At 62.6% G+C, this 2454-nt stretch carries 3 protein-coding genes and 1 pseudogene; all 4 read right to left on the bottom strand.

All coding sequences use genetic code 11. The annotated features are described in order from the left end of the window. A partial coding sequence (locus AC1D00_RS36580; protein WP_477014016.1) for an amino acid ABC transporter ATP-binding protein occupies positions 1 to 542 on the bottom strand: 542 nt, incomplete at its 3' end. A 36-nt stretch (positions 543 to 578) separates the two neighbouring features. Next, positions 579 to 1268 carry an amino acid ABC transporter permease gene (locus tag AC1D00_RS36575; protein ID WP_477014015.1) on the bottom strand — a complete coding sequence of 230 codons (690 nt, stop codon included), beginning with the start codon at positions 1266 to 1268 and terminating at the stop codon, positions 579 to 581. Continuing rightward, a complete protein-coding gene (locus AC1D00_RS36570; protein ID WP_477014014.1) occupies positions 1265 to 2059 on the bottom strand; it encodes an amino acid ABC transporter permease in 795 nt (264 codons plus the stop codon). Before AC1D00_RS36570 ends, AC1D00_RS36575 begins: the two co-directional genes overlap by 4 nt. A 70-nt stretch (positions 2060 to 2129) precedes the next feature. Then, positions 2130 to 2454: pseudogene (locus tag AC1D00_RS36565) on the bottom strand (amino acid ABC transporter substrate-binding protein); the annotation flags it as partial.

Here is a 2454-nt window from a genome sequence, read left to right as displayed (position 1 = left end):
GCGGAGGTCGGCTCGTCGAACAGCATGATCTTCGGCTGCATGCAGAGGGCGCGGGCAATGGCAACGCGCTGCTGCTGGCCACCGGAGAGCTGCCCCGGATATTTGGTCGCCTGGTCGTGGATGCGCACCTTGCGCAAGACACCGATCGCACGCTCATGCGCCTCCGCGCGCGACAGGCCGCGCACCTTCATCGGGGCCAGCATGCAGTTCTCGACGACGGAGAGATGCGGAAACAGGTTGAAGCTCTGGAACACCATGCCGACCTCGCGGCGGACGCTGTTGATATCGGCCATCCGGTCCGTCAGCTCGACACCATCGACGACGATCCGGCCGGCATCATGCTTTTCGATATGGTTGATGCAACGGATCAGCGTCGATTTTCCCGAGCCCGAGGGACCGCAAAGGACGATCTTCTCGCCGGTCGTGACACTGAGATTGATGTCATTCAGGGCCGTGAAATGTCCGAACCGCTTCACGAGGCCCTCCACGGCGACGATGGCCTGACATCGGCTCATCTCATTCACGGCGATCTCCTGAACCATCTTCATCTCCCAAAACAGCGCTTCTCGTACGATTCCCTAGCGGCGCGCGATGGCATAGCGCTTGCGCAGCAACGCGACGCCTTGCGAAGCCGCCGAACTGATGGCGAGGTAGACCACGACGACCACGAGATACATCTCGACGAGACGGCCGTTGAGCTGCGCGAGCTTCGAGGCCGCGCCGAGCAGGTCGGTGAGCGAAAGCACGTAGACCAGCGAGGTGTCCTGGAACAGGATGATGGTCTGGCTCAGGATGATCGGGCTCGCCACGCGGAGCACCTGTGGCAGGATCACGCTCCGATAGGTCTCGAAGGTGGACAATGCGAGCGCCTGGCACGCCTCGAACTGCCCCCGGTTCACGGCGCGCAATCCGACGCGGATGATTTCCGAATAATAGGCCGCCTCGAACAGGCCGAAGGTGATGAAGGCCGTCCAGGTGGCGCCGATCGGAATCGGGCGACCGTTGCCCGCGAGATGGCCGAGCACGATCGGCACCAGGAAGAAGAACCAGAACAGGACGAGGATCAGCGGAATCGAGCGGATCAGGGCGATGTAGCCGCGCACGACCTTCCCGATCACGGGCACTTCGAAGTGCTGTAACAGCGCAAAGCAGGTGCCCAGGATCATGCCGACCACGAAGGCTACCGCGGTGAGTGCGAGCGAAAACAGCAATCCGGACCAGAGATAGGGCCACGCCTGCAGAACAATCGAGAAATCGAGGCTGTTCATTTCACCACCTCCATCCCTGGGGGCAACGAGCCGGTGGGCTGGACATCGTCCGCCAGGCTCGGTTCGATCGCATCCTCCGCCCGCGCGGTGCCGGGGATGCGCACAGCCCTGTCGATCATCGCCATCGCCTGGTAGGCGATCAGCGCCAGCGCGAGATAGATCAGGGTCGCAGCGCCGAAAGCCGTAAAGGTCTGGAACGTCGCCTCGCTGATCTGGCGCGCCTGCGCCGTGAGCTCCATCAGCCCGATCGTCAGTGCGACCGAGGTGTTCTTGTAGATGCCCATCACCTCGCTGGTCAGGCTCGGCACGATCAAACGCAGTGCCTGCGGCACGATGATATGGCGGTAGGTCAGATAGCCGGTGAGCCCAAGTGCGCTTGCCGCCTCGATCTGCCCTCTCGGCAGGGCCTCGATCCCGGCCCGAACCTGCTCGGCGATCCGGGCCGCGGTATAGAGGCCGAGGCACACCAGCGCCGGGACGAATGAACCCCAGGGCGGGGGAATCTGCTTGATGGCGTTTCCGAGCGCGGTCGGAACAATCTCCGGCAGGACGAAGTACCAGAGAAACATCTGCGCCAGGACGGGAATGTTGCGGAAGATTTCCACATACAGGCGCGCAAGCGCAGCGATGGCCCGGTTCTGCACGGTGCGGCCGATCCCGACGACGATCCCGATCGCAAAGGCAATCCACCAGCCGAAGAACGCCAGGGCCAGGGTCCAGCCGAGGCCCGACAGAAGCCAGTCGATATAGCGCTGGCCATCCGCCGTCTGTTCAAAAAGCACTGCGAACATGGCGAATCTCGAGGCTCCGGATGCGAGAGAGGATCAGCGTGCGGACAAATTCCCCGGTGTGATGCTCCGACTAATCGACCGCGTCGCTCGGATGAGCGATCCGGTCCCTGAGTTCGTCCGTCAGCGGGAAAGCGAGGTTTTCGCCCTTGGGCGGAATCGCCCGGGTGAACCACTTCGCATAGGTCTTTTCGAACTGACCCGACGCCATCTGTTTCGACAGAACGTCGTCGACGAGCGCCTTGAAGCCGGCATCGCCCTTGGTGAACATCAGGCCATAATAGATCTTGGCATAGCCCTCGGGGAGAAAGATCAGCGCATCCGGTTTGGGCGCGGCGGCCTTGAGGCCGGCAAGAAGGATATCGTCCTCCATGAAGGCGGCCGCGCGGCCGGTATTC

It is taken from the genome of Bradyrhizobium sp. P2_E8 (genome assembly GCF_056403875.1).
This window is presented reverse-complemented; position numbering and strand designations above follow the sequence as displayed.

Bases quoted from the DNA above. Each gene is read 5' to 3' on its own strand.
- AC1D00_RS36575 (WP_477014015.1), bottom strand. From the start codon at position 1,268: ATGAACAGCCTCGATTTCTCGATTGTTCTGCAGGCGTGGCCCTATCTC.
- AC1D00_RS36570 (WP_477014014.1), bottom strand. From the start codon at position 2,059: ATGTTCGCAGTGCTTTTTGAACAGACGGCGGATGGCCAGCGCTATATC.